Annotated in this window: 1 protein-coding gene; it reads left to right on the top strand. The window is 62.8% G+C overall.

The features are described 5' to 3' along the window. Positions 1 to 108: 108 nt before the first annotated feature. A partial coding sequence (locus R4P08_RS18500) for a MerR family transcriptional regulator (protein ID WP_317815322.1) occupies positions 109 to 261 on the top strand: 153 nt, incomplete at its 3' end.

Genomic DNA, 261 nt, shown 5'->3' with positions numbered 1-261 from the left:
CAGAACGAATCGACAGGGCGAGCGCAGTCTTTGACGATTGCGTACGGACGAAGACCAGGCTTGCCGAAGCCCTGCTGATCTGATCTCGTAACTCTCCTCGGCGACGGGGTGCCGGCGACGACGCTGCGCTTCCACGAAAGCGAGGGGCTGCTGCCGGCGGACCGAGCCCCGAACGGGTACCGCGTCTACGACAAACGAGCACAGCAACGGTTGGCGTTCATCACCGCCGCGAAAAGCTCGAAACTGACGCTGCCACAGATC

It is taken from the genome of Rhodococcus sp. IEGM 1408, assembly GCF_033142235.1.
In the GTDB taxonomy this organism is placed as follows: domain Bacteria; phylum Actinomycetota; class Actinomycetes; order Mycobacteriales; family Mycobacteriaceae; genus Dietzia.
This window is presented reverse-complemented; position numbering and strand designations above follow the sequence as displayed.